At 45.1% G+C, this 20,861-nt stretch carries 14 protein-coding genes; 7 read left to right on the top strand and 7 right to left on the bottom strand.

Translation table 11 applies throughout. From position 1 onward, the window contains the following. Nucleotides 1–284: 284 nt before the first annotated feature. From HY064_05915 to HY064_05895, 5 genes are all read right to left on the bottom strand, one after another. Complete coding sequence (locus tag HY064_05915; GenBank protein ID MBI3510180.1) at nt 285–2,681, bottom strand: sodium-translocating pyrophosphatase; 2,397 nt, start codon at nt 2,679–2,681, stop codon at nt 285–287. A gap of 579 nt (nt 2,682–3,260) precedes the next feature. After that, a complete protein-coding gene (locus tag HY064_05910) occupies nt 3,261–4,712 on the bottom strand; it encodes a hypothetical protein (GenBank protein MBI3510179.1) in 1,452 nt (483 codons plus the stop codon). A 66-nt stretch (nt 4,713–4,778) separates the two neighbouring features. Then, nucleotides 4,779–7,652 (bottom strand): T9SS type A sorting domain-containing protein, encoded by a 2,874-nt coding sequence (locus HY064_05905; GenBank protein ID MBI3510178.1) that lies wholly within the window; start codon nt 7,650–7,652, stop codon nt 4,779–4,781. A 161-nt stretch (nt 7,653–7,813) separates the two neighbouring features. Further along, a complete protein-coding gene (locus tag HY064_05900) occupies nt 7,814–10,411 on the bottom strand; it encodes a T9SS type A sorting domain-containing protein (GenBank protein MBI3510177.1) in 2,598 nt (865 codons plus the stop codon). A 108-nt stretch (nt 10,412–10,519) separates the two neighbouring features. After that, entirely contained in the window at nt 10,520–11,500 is a 981-nt protein-coding gene (locus tag HY064_05895; protein ID MBI3510176.1) for a pyruvate dehydrogenase complex E1 component subunit beta, read from the bottom strand. Between the two features lie 135 nt (nt 11,501–11,635). Between HY064_05895 and HY064_05890 the strand changes: the two genes are divergently transcribed. The 6 genes from HY064_05890 (at nt 11,636) to HY064_05865 (ending at nt 17,574) form a co-directional block, all read left to right on the top strand. Beyond that, the gene (locus HY064_05890) at nt 11,636–12,343 is read left to right on the top strand and encodes a hypothetical protein (protein ID MBI3510175.1); all 708 of its coding nucleotides are present in this window, start codon (nt 11,636–11,638) and stop codon (nt 12,341–12,343) included. A gap of 412 nt (nt 12,344–12,755) precedes the next feature. Beyond that, nucleotides 12,756–13,985, top strand: coding sequence for an isocitrate dehydrogenase (NADP(+)) (locus HY064_05885; protein MBI3510174.1), 1,230 nt, complete (start codon nt 12,756–12,758; stop codon nt 13,983–13,985). Nucleotides 13,986–14,341: 356 nt separating this feature from the next. Next, complete coding sequence (locus tag HY064_05880; GenBank protein ID MBI3510173.1) at nt 14,342–14,740, top strand: hypothetical protein; 399 nt, start codon at nt 14,342–14,344, stop codon at nt 14,738–14,740. Between the two features lie 177 nt (nt 14,741–14,917). Next, nucleotides 14,918–15,727: a hypothetical protein gene (locus HY064_05875; GenBank protein ID MBI3510172.1), complete on the top strand. Its 810-nt coding sequence runs from the start codon at nt 14,918–14,920 to the stop codon at nt 15,725–15,727. A gap of 86 nt (nt 15,728–15,813) precedes the next feature. Continuing rightward, nucleotides 15,814–16,485 carry a carboxypeptidase regulatory-like domain-containing protein gene (locus tag HY064_05870; GenBank protein MBI3510171.1) on the top strand — a complete coding sequence of 224 codons (672 nt, stop codon included), beginning with the start codon at nt 15,814–15,816 and terminating at the stop codon, nt 16,483–16,485. A 126-nt stretch (nt 16,486–16,611) separates the two neighbouring features. Further along, the gene (locus tag HY064_05865; protein ID MBI3510170.1) at nt 16,612–17,574 is read left to right on the top strand and encodes a sterol desaturase family protein; all 963 of its coding nucleotides are present in this window, start codon (nt 16,612–16,614) and stop codon (nt 17,572–17,574) included. Between the two features lie 59 nt (nt 17,575–17,633). Here the strand turns inward: HY064_05865 and HY064_05860 are convergent, their stop codons facing one another. Then, complete coding sequence (locus HY064_05860; protein MBI3510169.1) at nt 17,634–17,984, bottom strand: hypothetical protein; 351 nt, start codon at nt 17,982–17,984, stop codon at nt 17,634–17,636. 76 nt (nt 17,985–18,060) lie between these two features. After that, nucleotides 18,061–18,909 (bottom strand): T9SS type A sorting domain-containing protein, encoded by an 849-nt coding sequence (locus HY064_05855; GenBank protein ID MBI3510168.1) that lies wholly within the window; start codon nt 18,907–18,909, stop codon nt 18,061–18,063. Between the two features lie 206 nt (nt 18,910–19,115). Between HY064_05855 and HY064_05850 the strand changes: the two genes are divergently transcribed. Continuing rightward, entirely contained in the window at nt 19,116–20,672 is a 1,557-nt protein-coding gene (locus tag HY064_05850; protein MBI3510167.1) for a hypothetical protein, read from the top strand. Nucleotides 20,673–20,861: the final 189 nt, after the last annotated feature.

Here is a 20,861-nt window from a genome sequence, read left to right as displayed (position 1 = left end):
GTAAAGCGCGTGCAGCCGCGTAAATTGCACATTTCACAAATCCTGATCCGGATATTCGGGTAATTCGCAATTAGTATCCTCAATAAAAAAAGCCACTCCTCACGGAATGGCTTTCTTCAAAAAATATTTTCTCAGTAGAACTCACCTCGAAATTAAACAGTCATTTCCGGAAAATCACAAATCGAAAATCCCAAAGTTCATTGGTTAACTGTGCCGTCTTTTGGAATTTGGAGCTTTACTTTTTTTGGAATTTCATGATTGAATCTCAATTTTGAGATAACTATTTACTTATTGCACTTTGTCGAATCGTAGCAGCTTCCACCCATTGCATGTTTCAAACACATTTCTTTTTCTTCGGGCGTACATTTCATCGAGTCGCAATACTGCGCGCATTGTTGCTGCGTCATGTGCATGCATTTATTCAGATCGCATTTCATATTCATCATCTGGGTGCAGCAGGAATTTCCTTTGCACATGTTGTTCATTGCGGTAGCATTGTGTCCGGCGAGAAGTGGTGCAAGCATGAGTCCAACGAGACAGGAAAGCTTGATGAGAATATTCATCGACGGGCCGGAAGTATCTTTGAAAGGATCACCAACCGTATCACCAACGACAGCCGCTTTATGCGGATCAGATTTTTTATAAAAAATTTCTTTCTTGCCGTTCACTTCTATCTCCGCACCTTTTTCAAAAGATTTTTTTGCATTGTCCCACGCACCACCGGCATTGTTCTGGAAAATTGCCCAGAGTACACCGCTCACGGTTACGCCTGCCATATAAGAACCGAGCGCTTCTGCGCCCATCACCAATCCAACAATGATTGGAGTTACGATCGTGATCACGCCCGGCAATAACATCTGGCGCAATGCAGCTTTCGTGGAAATAGCAACACACTTTGCATATTCAGGTTTTCCTTTTCCTTCCATGATGCCGGGTATTTCGCGGAACTGCCGGCGTACTTCATTCACCATATCCATTGCTGCTTTACCAACCGAATTCATAGCGAGCGCGGAGAAAACAACCGGGATCATTCCGCCGAGAAATAACGCAGCGAGAACTTTTGCATCGAAAATATTTATTCCGTTGATGCCGGTGAATGTTACGTAAGCAGCGAAAAGTGCGAGTGCAGTAAGCGCTGCGGATGCAATTGCAAATCCTTTCCCGATAGCAGCAGTTGTATTTCCAACTGAATCGAGTACGTCTGTTTTCTCTCGAACCTCTGCAGGAAGTTCACTCATCTCTGCAATTCCGCCGGCGTTGTCTGCAATGGGACCGAATGCATCGATCGCCAATTGCATTGCGGTGTTCGCCATCATCGCGCACGCTGCAATTCCTACTCCGTAAAATCCTGCGAGTGAATACGCGCCCCAGATCGCACCTGCGAAAAGAATTACAGGAAGTGCAGTAGATAACATTCCTGTTCCGAGCCCGGCGATAATATTTGTTGCTGCACCTGTCGCAGATTTTTCGACGATGCCTCTTACAGGACGCCCGCCGAGGCCGGTAAAATATTCGGTGATAAATGAAATTGCACCACCTACAAACATTCCGATCATCACCGCATAGAAAATATGCATACTTGTTGTAGTTGCTTTTCCGAATTCACCCGCGTTGAAAACACTGATGTTCATTGTTGCAGGCAAACATTGCTGAATGAGAAAATAAGCGGCTACGAGCGAGAGAAGAATCGAAGACCAGTTTCCGATATTGAGTGCCCGTTGTACGGTACGTGTATCTGTTTTTGCATTGTCGGCAACCTTCACAAAATAACTGGAGATGATGGAAGCGAATAATCCTGCAGCAGAGATCATGAGTGGAAGAAAAATGGGGCCGAGTCCTTTGAACGGGATCACATCATAATTTCCATTCGCTGCAACCATATCGCGAATCACATAATTGCCCAGCACCATCGACGCGAGAACTGTTGCGACGTACGATCCGAAAAGATCGGCGCCCATTCCTGCAACGTCACCCACATTATCACCAACGTTATCTGCAATGGTTGCGGGATTACGCGGATCATCTTCCGGAATTCCTGCCTCTACTTTTCCAACGAGATCGGCTCCAACATCTGCGGCTTTGGTATAAATTCCACCGCCCACACGAGCGAAAAGCGCGATCGATTCTGCACCCACAGAAAATCCTGCGAGCACTTCAAGTACCTGCGTCATTTTTTCATATCCGCCATTCGCAAGTGAACTCTGCATGAAAAACTGGAAAAAAATAATGAAGAGCATACTTAGTCCGAGAACTGCGAGTCCGGCAACACCGAGTCCCATCACTGTTCCGCCGGTGAAAGAAACTCTCAGTGCTTTTGCAAGAGAAGTTCTCGCCGCCTGCGTTGTGCGAACGTTTGCTTTTGTAGCGATTCGCATTCCGAAAAATCCGGCGAGTGCAGAAAAAATACATCCGCAAACAAATGCAGCGACGATAAGAATGTGAGAAGTAGTTACCTCTTGGCTCAACCAACCGAGTGCGCTGCCGGCGAGTACGACATAAATTGCGAGAATGCGATATTCAGCTTTCAGGAATGCCATCGCTCCTTCTGAAACATATCCTGCAATTTCTTTCATGCGATCGTTTCCCGCATCCTGTTTACTCACCCACGCCGATTTGAGGATCATGAAAATGAGTCCGAGAATTCCCAATGCGGGAACCAGATAAATAAGTTGTTCGTTCATAGTTGTTATTGATTGATCAGGGTGTTTTGAAACTACCCATTGGTGTTAAAGGGCGCAAATTTAGCAAGAAAAGTTGTATTGGGGAATTAAGCAGAAATCAGGTAGAGGCTCAGTTTGCTCTTTTCCGATTCAACTTCGCGCCTTGGCGCCTTCGCGGTTCCTAAACCATTCTTTTATTAAACCGCAAAGACGCTAAGGCGCTAAGAATTTTCAAACTGACCCACTACCAGAAATCAGCTCCAAAGGAGCAAGCGGCAACGGCAGTCGGAAAAAATATTGGTGAGAAAGTGAACTTGAATACGGCAGCTTCTCATTTTTTTATTTTGAAGCGCACCTGTATCACTTCTTATTTCCTGTCTTCCCGCTGGTGCGCAATCCCGAACGCGTTCGGTAAAGGCGCACCATCGGGGCTATGCGAAAAAACTTCATCACAAATTATTCTCTCCTGTGTCTTCCTGTGAACTTGTTTGCAAAAAAAAATGCAAACATTATTGCTTTAAAAAAACCGGAAACAGTAAACCGAAAACAATTCATCGTCACTCACCACTTAAAATTATCAGGATTCGTAATAACCCGAAACTACTTCGGACAATCAACCGGATTTCCTCCCGTCTTTGCTTTTCCTTTTTTCGTTTTCAGTTTTCCGGTCGGGAAGAGCGGAACTTTCAGCGCGAAGTAAAAATCCGCATTGTAAACTTTTTTGCTTTTCAGAATGAGATTTAAAAGATCTGTCGTTCCGAAAATGAACGGACCCAGACGGAATCCCGCGCCCATGCTCACTGTGCCCATGCGCGTGAATGATACGGGCACCCACGCACCGTACCAGCGCGTTTCGTAGCGCGCGGTCACGCTTATGCGCGTGAGCTCGTGAACTTTTTTAAAATCAGTTCCGCGGAAATAAAGTGCATTGAAAGATTGCCCGCTTAAATAAATATTATCGCGGTAATGATAATCGTAAAAAAGATCGAGGGCCAGCGGTGTGCGCATCCACAATCCTTTTCCGCTTCCTTTTCCTGCATTCCCCAATGAAAAATTATTGTAGATCGGGCCGGGCTCTGTATAGTTTAAATCTTTGTTATTGAAATTCCAGTCCTCTGAATTTGCAGAATAATGATCGGTAAAAATACCGGAACGGAAATGAATGATGCCGAGATCGGTCAGTGATGCACCAATCCGGTATTTGTAAATCGGACGCTCACGGAATCCGGGCCATTCTTTCGGTTTATCTTTTTTGTCTTTCTGCATTGCGTCCGGGCGAAATTCATAAATGATTCCTGCATCCAATCCTATTCCCGGATTGAACCCGATGTGATACCCCTGCCATGAAAAATTTGCGCCGAATGCGAAATTATCCGAGTGGCCGAATTTCAGATCGGAACGGAAAATTCCGACAGTAGTGTCGCTATACGCCTGGTACTCGAGATCATTTACAAAAGCATAAGCGGCGCCGAGACCGAGTAAAAATTTAGGGCGCACACCTACACTCACAAAATGTTCAGCGCCGGTCCATATAGTTTTCGAATAAGTGCCGCCGATCTCGAACCACGAACACGCATTCGCACCCACGTGCTTATTATGAAATTCCTGATAGTCGGCAGGATCTTTCAATCCGCGTGCGAGCAGGTGCGCGAGCTCAGGTTCCACTCCGTCAATATTTGCATACGTGCGTATCTTCATATCTACGCCCCATCCGAATTTATCATTGGAGAACATCACCGCGGGCAAAAGAATCTCCGCTCGTGCGAATGCAGCTTTCTTCGTATTTCTTCCATCGCGCAAATAAAGATTCTGCGTTCCCCAATCGGGAATTCCGAAGTCTTTTCTTTTTACGCCCACATAATTATTCGCTCCTTCCACATCTAAACCGCCGACCAGGATATCGAGACTGTAATTATTATCGGCGAGCGAAGCAGGATTGTACGAAGCGCCGACTATTCCTGCATAATTGCTGTGTTCGTAACCGAGAAAACTCTGGGCGGAGATCTTGTGGAAAAAGAAAAAAAGAAAAAGTGGGAGGAATATTTTCCGCATGATCAAATATCATAAAAAAAAGGCGACGCCCGCGGGAATCGCCTTTTTCACTTTGTGATAAAAAAATTATTGTTTGGTGATCCTGAACGATTCTGTTTTTTCAGAAGAGATGATGCGCACGAGGTAAAGCCCGCTCGCTTCATTGCTCAAACTGAATTTCGAATTATCATTCGGGATCATCATGAAATCACGGATCATTCTTCCATCAGAGGTGAAACACTGTACACGGACTTCCTGGTGCAATGAACCTGTGATGAAAATTTCGCCCGTCGTAGGGTTCGGATAAAGATTCCATGTTGAATTGGAATTTGCATTCCGGATTCCTGTACAAGGATCAACAACTATAGAATCCATTGCTGTACCGGAGCATCCATTGGTGGCAGTGAACATATAAGTGATCACTTGTGTTCCGTTTCCCGCAACCGAAGGATCGAATGAATTTCCGGTTACACCACTTCCGCTGAATGTTCCGCCCGAAGGAGATTCACCGGTCAATGCGAGTGTGGCATCATCGAAGCAAATAGTCGAAGTCGGAATATTCAAAGTCACCGTTGGAGGATTCGGATCCACCAGTGTTGCACTTCCATTCGCGCTGCATCCGTTCATGTCGGTAATGATGCAGGTGTAGGTTCCTGCGGTGAGTCCGGAAATATTCTGTGTCGTCGCACTGTTGCTCCACATGAAAGTATATCCGGGTGTTCCGCCGTTCACAGACATGGTTATAGACCCGTCATTTGCGCCGCATCCGGTAGGATCAGTTCCCATTGTTGTTACAATGATCGGCGAAGGTTCAGCGATCATAACGGTTTGTGTTGTAGTACAACCATTCATATCCGTGACCAAGCAGGAATAAGTTCCGGCTGAAAGTCCTGCTGCCATTGCAGCATTTCCTCCCATTGGACTCCACGCGTAAGTGTAAGGCCCGGTTCCTCCGGAAGCCATTACCGTAGCTGATCCGTCGCTTCCTCCGTTGCATGTAGCATCCATCTGGCTGGAAACGGAAGACGTGACCGTCATCGGTGCTGTGATGCTGAGTGTTTGTGTTGCAGTACAACCATTGGCATCCGTGATCGTGCAGGAATAACTTCCGGCACCAAGTCCCGTTGCCATAGCCGTAGAACCACCGGTCGGACTCCACATGTAAGTATAAGCGCCGGTTCCGCCCGAAGCAGCAACTGTTGCAGATCCGTCCATGTTTCCATTGCAGGTTGCATTCGTCTGTGAAGAAACCGAAGTAACGATAGCCGTAGGTTCTGTGATCATCACGGTTTGTGTTACAGTACAACCATTGGCATCGCTGACCGTGCAGGTATATGACCCTACCGGCAGGCTGGAAGCCGATGCAGAGGTTCCTCCCGATGGTGACCAGGAAAAAGAATAGGCCGGAGTTCCTCCGGAAGGAGTGACGGTTGCAGATCCGTTGTTGCCTCCGTTGCAGGTAATGTTCATTTGAGCCGAAACAGAAGTTGTAATTGCCGTTGGTTGTGTTATGACGGCAGGTTGTGTTGCAGTACAACCATTCGCATCGGTGACCGTGCAGGTATAGGTTCCTGCAGGAAGGCCGGATGCCGTTGCCATACTTCCCCCCAATGGCGCCCACGAGTAAGCGTAGCCGGGTGTTCCACCGGTAACAAAAACGTTGATCACTCCGTTCGATCCGCCATTGCAGGAAACGTTCGTTTGCGAAGAAACAGAAGTAGAGATTACTGACGGTTGTGTAAGATTGAATGTACTTGTAGTAACTGCGGAAGTAGCATCAGTTACGGTTACGGTATAAGTTCCCGCAGATAATCCACTAGCCGTTGCAGCAGTTCCTCCTGTTGGCGCCCATGAATAAGTATAAGGACTCGTTCCGCCGGTCACCGTTACAGTAAGAGAACCATTCGATGCGCCATTGCAAGTGATTGGTGATGAAACTGCAGTTGTAGCTGAATAAATGTTAGTGATGATCAGAGTTCCGTCCCCGCTTCTTACACCGGCAGTATTGGTTTGACTTGTTCCTGAATTGAAACTTCCACCACCTTGTCCACCGCCATGGCCGCAAGAGCACGGCCCGGAATTTCCGTCCCAGTCATCTCCACCACCGCCACCAGTGTATCCACCGCCACCACCACCAGAATATCCCCAACCACCGCAACCACCACCTCCACCAAATCCGCCGGGAAAATCTGTATTCACAGTTCCATGATATCCTCCGGTGAATCTTGTTCCCGGATTACTCTGATAAGTAACATCGCCCTGGAAAAATCCTGCGAGTCCACTACTTCCCCAACCTGTACCACCAGCTGCAGCATTATTCCACGTTGCAGAATATCCTCCAACACCTGATCCACCATTTCCACCCATTCCTAATCCCTGGTATCCGCCGTCTCCTCTTCCTGTTCCGCTGCTAACGGGAGTACTCGTTGCACTTCCGTTTCCACCATTCGCAACGTTGTGTCCTGTTCCGCCACCACCACCGGCAGCGATCATTAATCCTGCGCCGCCAATTGCACCTGTGTAAATAAAAGTTCCGCCGCCACCAGAACTTCCTGAACTTGCATCAGCGCCGATCTGTCCTACAACAATATTGAGAACAGTTCCAGCAGTGAGATTAAATGTTCCTTTGATGTAAGCGCCTCTTCCACCGATCAGGCTAAATCCGGTTCCGTTTCCTCCCTGCGCTCCGTATCCTTCAATGGTATAATTTCCTGTTGCAGGTACTGTCCATTGCTGAATTCCATTACTTACAACAGTAACAGCTCCGGCAAGTGTTGTTGAAGTATAAGCTGTGTTCACCTGCGCCTGCGTAGGGCCATTAACGCCAGTGGCAGCCGCGCTGGTAAATGTGTAAACAGTTTGCGCATCTGAATGAAGATTGAACAACAGCAGGATCGCAAAACTCATTGCCGCAACACGTGCATGCAATGCATTCCATTTCATGTAGAATTTTGATTTCATAATTAGTTGAGTTAGGGTTAAACGAAAAGCAACTGACTTCAGCTACCACATTTCACAGCGACAAATGTATAAAAATTGAACGAATTTTTTTCCGCGACTTCTCAACATAAAAAAAAGCGATATGCTTTTTCGCGTATCGCTTTCAAAAATGGCGCGGTTCATTATTGCCTGATGATGCGGAATGATTTTTCAGAATCTGCAGAAATAATTCTCACAAGATAAATGCCGCTTGCCTCGTCCTGTATTCCGAAATGCATTTCATCTTTTGTATTCCATTCCACATCGCGGATCAATTTTCCTTCTGAAGAAAAAAGCTGAACATGCACAGGTTCTTCTGTTGGCACGTAAGCAGTAATAAAAACATCACCGGTCGTAGGATTCGGGAAAATATTCCATTGAGAATAATCGGCATTCACCTGTATTCCTGTACACGGATCCACAGTGATCGTGTCAGTGGTCGCGCCCAAACATCCGTTCGTATCCGTGTACGCATACGCTATCACACTTTGACCCAACCCGGCGAGAGATGGATCGAAAACACTTCCATTCATTCCATTGCCGGTGAAAGTTCCTCCTGCAGGAATACCGGAAATCAGGAGTGTATCATCGTCAATGCAAATGAAAGTTTCCGGCAGCGTCATTGCAACAACAGGAGCATTCGGATCGCTGAGTGTTGCAAGTGCAGTTCCAACGCAACCATGCGCATCAGTTACAGTGAGTGAATAAACACCGGCAGCAATATTGTAAAGATCTTCGATCGTATCGCCGTTACTCCATTGGTAAATGAAAGGTTGTGTTCCACCGGTCATTGCAATATTAATTCCGCCATCAGAAGCGCCACATGTTGTTGGATTCAACACCGCCTGTACAAATGCTACCAATTGTCCCGGATCATAAATAGATGCCTGTGCTGAATCAACGCATCCGTTCGAATCGGTAACAACACAAGTGTAAATTCCCTGTGAAAGATCGGTGAGTGATGAAGAAGTATTCCCGGTATTCCACAAATAAGTATAGGGGCCGGTTCCACCGGATGGAGTTACGGAAGCAGTTCCATCGTTATTACCGTGACAAGAAATGTCAGTTTGCGTTACCACAAATGAAAGCGGTGCAGGTTGAGAAACAGTGAATGTATCATTGAAAACGCAACTGTTTGCATCCTGCACGGTGAGTGTGTAAACTCCGGCAACGAGCATCGAATCATAAGCATTATTGGAAAAATCGGACCAGTAATAATTATAAGGAGCCGCTCCGCCATTCATATTGAGCGTGATGCTTCCGTTGTTGAAATTATAACAGGTGACACCGGTGATCATCGCGTTCGAAGTCATCGCAGCTGGTTCCGTGATAACGAAGGTTTGTGTTGCAACACAACCATTCATATCTGTAACTGTGCAGGTGTAAGATCCTGCCGACAGCGAAGTTTCTGTTGCGGCCGTTCCGCCGCTTGTCCAGGAATAAGTAAGCGGCCCCGTTCCTCCACTTGCATTTACAGTCGCACTGCCGTTATTGCCGCCACTGCATGACGCATCGAACTGCGAACCTACAACAGTGATAAGCGATGGTTCTGTTAAACTGAAAGTTTCGGTAAGCATGCATCCATTGATATCGGTGATGGTACAGGAATAACTTCCGGCCATGAGTGCGCCCGCCATAGAAGAATTTCCTCCTGAGGGCGACCAGTTGTAAGAATAGGATCCATTGCCGCCGCTTACACTCACTGATGCAGATCCGTTGCTGCCACCGAAACAACTTACGTCGGTTTGCGAATCAATCGAAGAAAGCGGCGCCGGTTCCGTGATATCGATGGTTTGTGTTGTAGTACAACCATGCGCATCTGTAACATTACACGTATAGGTGGCTGCTGAAAGCCCCGTTTGTGTATTCCCGGATCCACCATTCGGCGCCCAGGAATAATTGAAAGGCCCGGTGCCGCCATTGACTGTGATCATTGCTGTTCCGTCATTGGAATTGAAACAGGTAACATCTGTTCCTGTAATTGAACTCGTTAATTGCGAAGGAGCGCTTATGTTGACCGTGTCACGGAGAAAACAACCATTGAGATCCGTGATGGAAACGAGATAAAGATTTTCGCTGAGCCCGTTTGCAAAATCAGTGGTGTATCCGCCCGGCGCCCAGGAATACATATAACCGGGAGTTCCGCCATTGACAGTTACCACGGCACTTCCGTCTGACCCGCCAAAGCAACTTACATTTACAATAGCATTTGTTGCGCTCAGTGCGGGAGGTTCTGTGATCTGAAATGTTTGGGAAGCTGTACATGAATTTGCATCCGTGACAGTGACGGTATAAATTCCCGCAGTCAGGGAATTAGCAATCGGTGCATTTCCACCGACGGGCGACCATGAGTAAGTGAAAAATCCCGCGCCGCCGCTTACCGTTGCGAGTGCATGGCCATCGTTTCCTCCATTGCATGAAACATTCTGCTGCGAAGGACTGATAGTAATTGGAGTGGGTTGTGTGATGTTGACCGTAACATTCACCGAAGCGAAAACGGCATCAGTAACTGTGCAAGTATAATTTCCGGCGCAGAGCGCACTCGCAGTTGCCGCGGTACCGCCGCTCGGCGACCAGTTGTAAGAGTATGGAGAAGTTCCTCCGGATGCAATGACAGTTGCAGATCCGTTACACGCGCCGAAGCAGGTGACATCGGTTTGAGAAGAGGAAGCAGCAAGCGCCTGCGATTTCGCGAGACTACTTACGGAAAGAAGTGCTGCAACGAGTAAAAATTTTTTCATGTATAGGGTAGTGGATTGAAAGGAATGTCCAAGTTAAAAATAATTTTTCAGTTGAAGGCCTATCGAATGCAAATCAAAAATGAAAAATCAAAAAATAAAAAAATTGTTTTACGCCACATACATCACCTGCTTCACGGCATCAATCACTTTTGCGGGATTAGGCAATGCGGCTTCAATGAGCGTAGGCGCGTATGCGAGCGGCACATCTGCATTCACCACGCGCTGTATGGGCGCGTCGAGATAATCAAACGCATTTTTCTGAACATGAAAAGTAATGTCGGTAGAAATATTTGCGAGCGGCCATGCCTCTTCGAGAATGACCAAACGATTTGTTTTTTTTACGGAGCGGATGATTGCAGCATAATCGATGGGACGCACCGAACGCAGATCAATGATCTCTGCAGAAATTCCTTCTTTCGCTAATTCATCAGCAGCGTTGTAAGCATGTTTGATAATTTTTCCGAATGAAACGATCGTCACATCATGGCCTTCGCGTTTTACATCGGCGACACCGATGGGAATTAAATATTCACTCTCGGGAACTTCTCCTTTATCGCCATACATTAATTCCGATTCCATAAAAATGACAGGATCATTATCGCGGATCGCAGTTTTCAAAAGTCCTTTCGCATCTGCAGGATTTGACGGAACCACAACTTTCAATCCCGGGCAGTTCGCATACCAGTTTTCAAATGCCTGCGAATGCTGCGCACCGAGTTGACCTGCATTTCCGGTCGGTCCGCGGAACACCATTGGAATATTGAATTGCCCGCCCGACATCTCCAGCATTTTAGAAGCAGCATTGATGACCTGGTCTATTGCTACGAGCGAAAAATTAAAAGTCATGAATTCCACAACAGGACGCAATCCATTCATCGCTGCTCCAACAGCAATTCCTGCGAAACCAAGTTCGGCGATCGGAGTATCAATGACTCTTTTCGCTCCGAACTCCGCGAGCATTCCCTGCGAAACTTTGTAAGCGCCGTTGTATTCGGCAACTTCTTCACCAATGAGAAAAACTTTTTCATCGCGCCGCATTTCTTCATTCAATGCTTCACGTAATGCTTCACGAAATGCGATGGTTCTCATAGGTGAATTTTTAGGAAACCAAAGATAGGGAAAGTTGTCAGTTGGCAGGGGCAGTTGAAATACCGTTCTAATTTCTAAGTTCTTTGTTTTTTGGATTTTTATTCTAAATTTGAATTACACCAAACCCACACACTCATGCCAGACGGAATTGATATGTCGCAATACGGAATGTATATCGGCATCGGCGTTTTTGTTTTACTCGCCCTCATTGTTGTTCCCCTTGTCCTTCGTTCCACTCGTAAAGCACGCGCGGGAGCGAATAATTTTTTTCCCGATCTCGCACGGCGAACAGGATTGCAGGTAACCAACGATGGCCTTCGGGGAAATTATAAAGGTTACACTGTGCATCTGCAATATTCCATGAGCGGAAATGTAATGTCTGCGATCAATTTAATTTCTTCGGGAAATTCAAATGCTTACGGAAAGAACGCAATGTATCCGCGACTTCATGTGACGTTGAATGCGAGTGCAAATTTTTCTCCTGTTACACTTTATGAAACACCGGGATTGCTTTCGCATACGAGCCAGCGCATACAGGATTTTGTAACCGGAAGCGGCCCTGATATGCCGAAGCAGAATATTCCCGGATCGCAATTGAAAACAGGAATTGATATTTATACCAATGATCCTACTGCCGGAGGGAAAGTTGCTTCGTCACAAGAACTCGCACAACTTCTGCGCAACTGGAGATACACTGAAATAAAAATTTACGGGAATACAGTTTGGCTTGCGCTGGATAATAATTCCGCGCCGAGTACAATTGGAATTCAGAAAATGTACACGCCGGAGTTTGCGATACAAGCGCTGGATATTACTGTCGCGGCTGCGAATGCGGCGAAGTAATTCAAAAATTCAAGATCCAAAATTCCCGCTAAAGAGTTTTACTCTTTTAAAGTTCATTGATCCCCGCGATTTTCCGTGTTGCATAAGGATTATCAGGTTTGACCCGTAATGCACAGGTGAAATGAAACGAGGATTTTTATATTTACCGAATAACTTTCTTTGCGTGAGGGATGTGCAGGGCCTGGTGCAGCGCACCGCAACGAAGTGGAGCCCGGAGCAGCCCGACCCATGAAGCAGACGCTTTGCGACGCTTCATGGGGCACGCCCAATAAAAAAATCTCAAGTCTCAAGCCTGCCCGCCGAAGTTTTTTACGAAGGAGGGTCTCACATCTCACGTCTATTCGTAATTTCGGGCTTCTCAAAAATTTCTGACCTCTCCGAAGGAGTCCTTTGGAAAAACACCAAACACATTATGACAAAAATAAAAGTTGCGAATCCTGTTGTGGAACTCGACGGAGATGAAATGACACGCGTGATATGGAAATTCATAAAGGAAAAACTAATCCTTCCGTATCTCGACATTGACATAAAATATTATGATCTCGGAATTGAACATCGTGACGAAACAAATGATCAAGTCACGATTGATTCTGCGGAAGCAATAAAAAAATACCAGGTGGGAATAAAATGTGCGACGATCACTCCCGATGAAGCGCGCGTGAAAGAATTTTCGCTGAAACAGATGTGGAAATCTCCGAATGGAACGATCCGGAATATCCTGGACGGAACTGTTTTCCGCGAGCCGATCGTTTGTAAAAATGTTCCGCGCCTTGTGCCGAACTGGACGAAACCAATTATTGTAGGACGTCACGCATTTGGTGATCAATACCGCGCGACAGATGTGGTGATAAAAGGGAAAGGAAAGTTGACGATGACGTTCGTTCCTGATGGCGGAGGAGAGGCGCAGAATTGGGAAGTATATAATTTCAAAAGCGACGGTGTGGCGATGGCGATGTACAATTCGGATGAATCGATAAAAGGATTCGCGCATGCGTGCATGAATGTGGCGCTGAATAAAAAATGGCCGCTTTATCTCTCTACAAAAAATACGATCCTGAAAAAATACGACGGGCGCTTCAAAGATATTTTCGAAGAAATTTATAAAAATGAGTTTGAAACAAAATTCAAAGAAGCGAAAATAGTTTACGAGCATCGTTTGATCGACGACATGGTTGCTTCTGCCTTGAAATGGCACGGAGAATTTGTGTGGGCCTGCAAAAATTATGATGGAGATGTGCAGAGCGATTCTATTGCGCAGGGATTCGGCTCTCTCGGATTAATGACCTCCGTTCTCGTAACACCCGACGGGAAAATAATGGAAGCAGAAGCGGCGCACGGAACAGTGACGCGTCATTTCCGCGAGCACCAGCAGGGAAAACCAACTTCGACAAACCCCGTTGCAAGTATTTTTGCATGGACACGCGGACTGGAATTCAGAGGGAAAATTGACAACAATGCGGAACTCATTCGTTTTGCAAAAGCATTGGAAGAAGTTTGCGTGGAAACAATTGAGAGCGGAAAGATGACAAAAGATCTCGCGATATGCGCGCACGGAAATAATGTGAAACTCGGCGAACATTATCTGAACACAGAAGATTTTCTATCCGCGTTGGATACTAATCTTAAAAAGAAGTTATCGTAGGGAACGAATTGCGAATTCGCCACGCTGAGCGTGACGTGCGAATATGCGAAGTGCGAATGTGCTAATAAACGAAACCGGGGCGAAATGTTCCGGTTTTTTTTTGGAAGAAGTTGCTCTTGACAGATTGAAGAATGGGACTTTCCTGTTCGTGAATTCGCAGGGAGCAGGAGTATCTTTATTCGTGCGAAAAATTATCATCTTCATTTTTCTTTATTCAGCAATGGAATTTATTTTTATTCGTTTGAAAATTTTGTTAAGGAAAGAAGAACTGCCGGCAAATTCATTGTGCAGCATTGAGCAATTTTTTGTTTCGCCGGAAAAGAACAGTAACTTTCCACAACCAAAAAATAATCCCGGTGAAACGTATTCTCCTTTTTCCAGTGCTTTTTATTTTTTTCTCCTTCGTGCAGGGCGACAGCACGAGTTGGTTTGCCGGTACGTGGACCGGTATCGGTTACCAGATCAGGAATCCAACAACTACGTGGACCATGAAATTCACTGCCGATCCGAGAACGGGAACTTACGATATTGACTATCCTTCTGTTCCGTGCAAAGGGCACTGGTCGCTTGTGAAGAGTGATGAACATGTTGCGGAATTCAAAGAAAAAATCACAGAAAATCTCGACAGTTGCGTGGATAAGGGAAGAGTGGTACTCACGAAGATCGATGAGAATTTTATCACGTTCAGTTATTTTTACGACAAGACCAATGTACTTGGATCTTATTGTACGCTGGAGCGCTCTACGGGAGAATGATCTTTAAGTAAAAGCAGACACTTGTTCTGAAATTTCCGCACTTATCCTGAATGTATTCAATTTAATTTTTTTCTATTCTACATTTCATTCGTGAAACGGAACGGAAATTATTTTTTTATTTTGTTTTTATTCAAGGCAATTTTTTTCTGCGCTTGTTGTTCCCGCGAAAAATACCGCATGCCGGGAATTTCGCCGATAGTTACCGGAACAATCTCAACGGACTTTTGTCATAAGAAACCCGGAAAATTTTCCGGCGATATGATGGATCTGCTACACAAAATTCTTCCTCGCGATTCCGATCTTGTGGGTGAAACTTATTATGAACCCGATAGTGGAAATACAAAGATCTGGGACATTAGCGACGATACGAATGAAACTTATCTCGTGCAGACGGAGGCGGGCTACGCGGGCGGAAGTTGCGGATACACGCTCGTGGCTGTGCGCGCGAATGAAGATGGAAACGTGCAGCAATTGTATGAGGATTGCGGCGCAATAGATTCGGTGCTGAACATTTCTCATAATGGAATTCGTGATTTCATGGTCTGGTATTCCGCGTGGTATTCCGATGTTCCGCATTATTTCCGTTACAATGGAAAAGAATTTGTGGAATATTCAAATCCATCTCCGGCCGATCCGGAAGAGGAGATCCGCAAAGTGATTACGAAATCTGATACAGCGAGTTTACTGCCGTATGATCATATTAATTTTCAATATGTGAATTTCGGCGATACACTTTTCACTTACATTCTTGCAGAAGATATGCTCGACAAAAAATATTTATTGAAAGAGATCAACTCGCGCCATTATCAATTGGTGGGCGATTTTGAAGCGGACTTTTATCCCGATGTGCTCGAACATAAAACAAAAGGAATGAATGACCTGCGTTTTCAGAATTCAGGTTGTGTGTATACTTTTTACCGCTGGAATGGAAAACAATATGTGTTGTGGAAAAAAGTTTCCATTTGTGCTGGAGTGCCTTCGACGTAATTTTTTTTCCGCGTAAAATTTCCCTAACTTTCATTTTCATAATGAAGTCTGCTAACCCTACAGTCGACCTGAAATTTTCCTGTCCCATGAACTTTGAGCAGATGCCCGAAGTGGATGGCGGTCGTTTTTGTAACGTGTGTGTGAAAGTGGTGCGCGATTTTACGAAGATGAGCGATGAAGAACTGATAAAATTCATTCAGAAAAAAGGGAAGGAAGAAATGTGCGGAATGTTTCGCCCGGAACAGATGCGGGAACCTTCCTATTGGCAGAACTGGAAAAATGCGATCGGTTATGCGGCTGCGATGTTCGTTGGAATGTTCACACTCACGAATAAGATCAATGCTAACATTCGTGTGAATTCAATTCCCGGAGAAGAAAATAAAAAAGTTTTTACCATCAGTGGCATTGTGGAGAAGGAACATCATTACAAACCGATACCCGGCGCTGCTGTTTTTCTCTATGATAATAATGGAAATGAATTGGGAGAAACCATCACCGATGAAAGAGGAGAATTCAGTCTTGTGGTTTCCGGCCATGATTCTACCGAGATCTTTCACATGAAATTTTCTGCCGGTATGAGTTATGAATATCGTTATACCGGCTCATTGGATTACAAGACCGGATTTATGCTGATCATTATGGATCGGCATCTGAATGGAATTTCTCTTAGTGGGAAAGAAATGCTTGCGCCATTGCCGGGTAAAAAAATATTTCATCATCGCCGCCGTCGCCGCCGCAGCTTAGGTGGAAAATTCTGACAGGATAGGATAAAAAGCGGTGTACTGTGGAATTGATTTACCATTTCACTTTCCCATTTCGTAAATTCGCTTATTCGTATTTCGTACTTCGAGAAATTCGTAATTCGTACAACAGTAATTCGTACTATGCAGCTTTCCACCGATACTATCAGCGGATATTTTTCCAGTTTATTCAGCAAGGTTCCGGATGCGGTGATCACCATGATCCGGCATCCGTCGGGACAGAATTATAAATTCTGGGAAAATCCGTTCTGGGCGCTCATTGTAGTGTGGATCACGACTTTTATTTTCGAGCAAATACTTCCGAGGAATAAAAATTATTCGGTGCTCGGGCGAAAGGGTTTTTTTCTCGACCTGTTTTATTTATTCTTCATCGATTTTCTTTTCGGCATCATCGGTTTTATCGCGCTCACGTACACGATCGAATTTGTTTTCACGAATGGCATGAAAAATATCGGCGTTAGTTTTCCATTGGCGAACCTGGGTAAACTTCCGTTCATTCTTCAATTCCTGGTATTTTTCATTGTGATGGATTTTTCGCAATTCATTGCGCATTATCTTCTGCACCGCATCAATTTCTTCTGGCGTTTTCACAAAATTCATCACGCGCAGGAAACGCTTGGCTTTGCATCAACGCGGCATTTTCATTTCATGGAATATCTTGTGCTGCGCCCGTTCGGATGGATACCGATGGGATTGCTCGGCTATTCCGACGAAAAATATATTGTCTGCACTGCGCTTTATATGTGGATCGCCTATTTTCTCGTTTTCTTTTCTCATTGCAATGTGAAAGTAAATTTCGGGATACTGAATAAGATCATCATCACACCGAACACGCATTACTGGCATCATGCAAAAAATATTCCGCGAAAATTTGGAGTGAACTACGCATCTGTTCTTGTTTTCTGGGATCTTCTCTTCCGGACTTTTTATTTGCCCGGCGACCCTAAAATTCAACCGCAACTCGGAGTTCCCGATAAAGAGGTTCCGCAGAATTTCATGGGACAGATGATCTACCCGTTCAGAAATATTTTTTCGAAAAAGAAAGATCCGCAGATGATGATTTCGGAAGGGAAAAAGAAAAAGTGATTGGCCATTGGTCAATAGTCATTCGGAGAATTCAATTAGCGAAACACAATTACCAATGACTAGTTGTTAGGAGCCCCTGCATCATACCAGCACTTCAATGACTGATATTCTTCACTCGTCAATTGCGGGGAAGCTGCGGGCGGCATTACGTGAAGATCGAATACGCGCGATTTGAAAGTTCCGTCATCAACCCGCATTTTAACTCCGCCCCACGTGGTGAAGTCGCCCGTGTACGCACCGTTCACATGACATCCGCTCACTGCGCATTTCGATTGTACGATCGAATTCACCGAATGCGACCAGGATGAATTCGCTGCAGTACATCCGGGAATGGGATTCGCTTTGTCGTATTTACAGGAATCAATGCAAATGAAAAATAAAAAAGGAGTAAGCAGCAGCGCGTATTTCATTTGAATAAATGTAAAAATAAAAAGCGCCCCGATCCCTGTTTGCCGTGGGACGGGACGCTTCGTTCATTGACAGTTATTATTCGTTGAGAATAACAATCCGCATAGTCTGCCTTTGGTTTCCGGCGTTCAGGGACACGAGATATATTCCTGAAGGGATCGTTGTGCCCACATCCGTTAGGGAGATGTAGTGATCGCCGGCTACCTGCGGATTTTCACTGGCAGCGAGGGTTATTGTTTGCCCGGCAATGTTGGTCATCGTAATATTCACCGGTGATGCATTCGCAAGCGAATAATGGATCACAGTGTTGTCTATCGTTCCCGGATTCGGAACAGCATTCAGCGAAGAGATAAGATCATTAACCTGATCGATTCCCGTTGGTGCGCTGATCGTCACATTGTAATCTTCAAATTCTCCGTGATAGCCCAGCGGATCTGCAGGGTTGTCGCACGGAGTTGGAAGTGTGTGCCCGCCATTCGAAGTCATTTTTGCAGTCACGCGCATACGCGTACTTCCGAGTGTTGCTGTTGCAGGAATAGTGATAGATGCACTGTAAGTTCCCGGCAACTGATTATTCGCGGTGACCACCGTTTCGCCCGGATCATCCAATTGTCCGTCCTGGTTGTAATCGATCCACACACGAAGATTCATATCGGGACAAATACTTGCGTCAATCGTGAAAGTGATCGACACGTTGTATGCTGAGCCGCGTGTAAGCGTCGTAGTGTTTGTTGCGAGAACATAGTTATTGTTCGGATAATTTTCGCAGGCAGCAGAAGTGCGGTTGATCGTGTTGCAGATGTAATGCGTTACACCCGGCATATTCGCATCATAAGGGATCGCAGTTGTCGGTGTGCACCATTGCGCAGAAATATTTGCGCAGAAAAGCAGCATCCCGATCGAAGTGAGTGAGTAGATTTTTTTCATGAGTTTCGGTTTTGGTTCTTAGGAAAAAAAATAAACGGGTTGATGAATCAAATGTAGAACGACCTATATGTGCGTCCAATTCATAATTTCTTTTATATTTGAATTCAAATGAAATAATAATTATATAAAGCATTGAAAATAAATGACTAAAACTAATTATTTATAATAAAACAAATCGATCATTCTGAACTGAAATATTCCGAAAAATGTCCCGTATTCCTACCTCCGATCTTCATGAATTGGTGCGTTCGCTGAATGTCTCTGAACGCAAAAAATTTCACGCATTCGTGTCAGGGCATGAGCGTGCGGGTGGAAAAATTTATGTGCAGCTTTTCAACGCTTTGCTTTCGCAGAAAATTTATGACGAAAAAAAGATTCGTAAAAAATTTCCACAACTCACTTCCGCACGTTTCGCAAATCTGAAAAAATATCTTCACGACCTGGTGATCGAATCCCTGCGCGTTGCGCACGCCTACTCGGGCGAAGAGATGCGCATGCGGAATATTCTCAGCGAGATCGAAGTGCTGTATGAAAAACGTTTGATGAAGCAATGCCTCAAACTCATCCGCAAAACAAAAAGAAAAGCGAAAGAACTTCAGCGGCATGTGTTGCTGTATGAATTGATCTCCTGGGAAGAACGTGTGCTGAATGAAACGCTGAATATTCCGAGAGAAGAAAATGAAGTGGAAGAATTGCTCGAAGAAGGTGAACGCGTTTTGAAAACGGTACGTACCATTAATCGTTATCGGACTTTACTTCACCGCATTCATCGTTTGTTCGTGTCGAAAGGAATGTTGTCGAAGGAAGAAGACATTCGTTCGCTGGAAAAAATAATAGAACCATTGCGCAAAGGTGAGATCGCGAAACCGGATGCTTACCAGGAATATTATTTTTATCACAACCTGATGGGAATGTATCACATGATGAAGAGCGATTGGAATTCCACCTTCTCCGAGCGAAGAGCACTGATCCTTCACATCGAAAAAAATCCTGTACAGATCGCACTCGCACCGCAATTGTATGCTTCAGCGCTGGCCAACTTCATTGTCACTTGCGAATACACACAACATTTCCGCGACCTGCATTCTACTTTTTCAAAAGTTCTCATCATGCTGGAAGATGAACGATGGAAATCAAATCATACGGTGCAGGTGAGATTGCTCGGTGCATGCAGTTCCATGTTGCATTATTACATTCACTCCGGAGAATTCGCAGAAGGAAAAAAATTAGTGGAGCAGATCACGCAACCATTCGAATCGATGGGTGAAGAAATTCCGGCGAGCACACAGGCAAGTTATCGCTACAGTTTTGCCTACACTTATTTCGGCGCCGGGGAATTCCGGAGATCCTTGCAATGGATTAATCGTATTCTGAATGAAAGATCGGAAGCACGGCAGGACATCACCGGCATTTCGCATTTGCTGAATCTCATTCTTCATTTTGAACTCGGAACGGAATCGTCCATGGAATATTTTGTGAGGTCGGCTTACCGGTATCTTGTAAAAAAGAAAAATATTTCCGGGATCGAGATGCTTCTTCTTCGTTTTCTGCGGAAAGATCTTCCGGGTATCCACACCGAAAATGAATTGAAGAACGCCCTTATTCCTTTGCGCGACGAAATGCTGAAACTTGCGGAATCGCCTGCGGAAAAACGCATCCTTGATTATTTTGATTTTACTGTATGGATGCAGAGCCGCATTACAGGGGAACGATTTGCAGAGGTGATGAAGAAAAATAACGGGAACCGGGAAGAAAACAGGTAACCTGAAAATTCCAAATCAAAAATTCCAAATAGAGAAATCCAGCATTCCGAAAATCGACGAAGAATACTCCTTGTTTGGAATTTGGGGTTTTTCATTTGGGATTTTAGTGGTGAAATGCCAATTTGCAAGATAAGTTCCGATAATTCTTCAATAGAAAAGTCATTCCTGTCACAATGCTCTTATTTTTGC

It is taken from the genome of Bacteroidota bacterium (assembly GCA_016194975.1).
GTDB lineage: Bacteria > Bacteroidota > Bacteroidia > Palsa-965 > Palsa-965.
The sequence above is the reverse complement of the archived record's forward strand: the minus strand, read 5'-3'. Positions and strand labels throughout refer to the sequence as shown.

What these genes read in the sequence shown, in the direction of transcription:
- HY064_05915 (MBI3510180.1), bottom strand. Translation starts at nt 2,681, where the DNA reads ATGAACGAACAACTTATTTATCTGGTTCCCGCATTGGGAATTCTCGGA.
- HY064_05910 (MBI3510179.1), bottom strand. Translation starts at nt 4,712, where the DNA reads ATGCGGAAAATATTCCTCCCACTTTTTCTTTTTTTCTTTTTCCACAAG.
- HY064_05905 (MBI3510178.1), bottom strand. Translation starts at nt 7,652, where the DNA reads ATGAAATCAAAATTCTACATGAAATGGAATGCATTGCATGCACGTGTT.
- HY064_05900 (MBI3510177.1), bottom strand. Translation starts at nt 10,411, where the DNA reads ATGAAAAAATTTTTACTCGTTGCAGCACTTCTTTCCGTAAGTAGTCTC.
- HY064_05895 (MBI3510176.1), bottom strand. Translation starts at nt 11,500, where the DNA reads ATGAGAACCATCGCATTTCGTGAAGCATTACGTGAAGCATTGAATGAA.
- HY064_05890 (MBI3510175.1), top strand. Translation starts at nt 11,636, where the DNA reads ATGCCAGACGGAATTGATATGTCGCAATACGGAATGTATATCGGCATC.
- HY064_05885 (MBI3510174.1), top strand. Translation starts at nt 12,756, where the DNA reads ATGACAAAAATAAAAGTTGCGAATCCTGTTGTGGAACTCGACGGAGAT.
- HY064_05875 (MBI3510172.1), top strand. Translation starts at nt 14,918, where the DNA reads ATGCCGGGAATTTCGCCGATAGTTACCGGAACAATCTCAACGGACTTT.
- HY064_05870 (MBI3510171.1), top strand. Translation starts at nt 15,814, where the DNA reads ATGAACTTTGAGCAGATGCCCGAAGTGGATGGCGGTCGTTTTTGTAAC.
- HY064_05865 (MBI3510170.1), top strand. Translation starts at nt 16,612, where the DNA reads ATGCAGCTTTCCACCGATACTATCAGCGGATATTTTTCCAGTTTATTC.
- HY064_05860 (MBI3510169.1), bottom strand. Translation starts at nt 17,984, where the DNA reads ATGAAATACGCGCTGCTGCTTACTCCTTTTTTATTTTTCATTTGCATT.
- HY064_05855 (MBI3510168.1), bottom strand. Translation starts at nt 18,909, where the DNA reads ATGAAAAAAATCTACTCACTCACTTCGATCGGGATGCTGCTTTTCTGC.
- HY064_05850 (MBI3510167.1), top strand. Translation starts at nt 19,116, where the DNA reads ATGTCCCGTATTCCTACCTCCGATCTTCATGAATTGGTGCGTTCGCTG.